We start from the raw sequence: 506 nt of genomic DNA, 5'->3' as shown, positions 1-506 counted from the left end.
TTACATGATGATGAGGTGGAAAGATTAGAGCGGCAAGAGTTATTGAGCGTCTAGTCAGTTCTATAAATTGGAACAGTAAAATAACGCACCTCTTATCACACTCATACAATACCACATATTGGAGCTATACTACCCTTTAGTTTAATAGCGGCGGAACTCTAGAGGAGAATCCGCCGCTATTTCATACTAAAAAAATCGGCGATAAAGTTCTCTCCGACGCTCTCCGCGGAGCTGAGCATAAATTTGCGTGGTCGATGCTTTTTCATGCCCCAGCATGTCTTGAATAAAATCTAACTGTGCTCCGTTATCAAGTAGCTGACATGCATAAGTATGACGAAATCGATGAGGGTACACGTTTGCCTCGATCTCTCCGCGAACTGCAAGACGCTTTAATGCCCATCTGAGCGTTGGAATGGCCATACGTTTAAGTGGTTTTGTATCAGTTACAAATAAGGCTTTACATGAATCCTCACGATTGGCTAAATACTTCTTCAACCATACTTTAC

The 506-nt window shown here is 42.1% G+C and carries 1 protein-coding gene; it reads right to left on the bottom strand.

Annotation, left to right across the window (positions count from 1 at the left end; all coding sequences use genetic code 11):
* Positions 1 to 186: 186 nt before the first annotated feature.
* Positions 187 to 506, bottom strand: a 320-nt coding sequence (locus HI950_RS35450; protein ID WP_169091786.1) for a tyrosine-type recombinase/integrase, incomplete at its 5' end; no start/stop codon positions are given.

Source organism: Paenibacillus sp. PL91 (assembly GCF_012935325.2).
GTDB lineage: Bacteria > Bacillota > Bacilli > Paenibacillales > Paenibacillaceae > Pristimantibacillus.
This window is presented reverse-complemented; position numbering and strand designations above follow the sequence as displayed.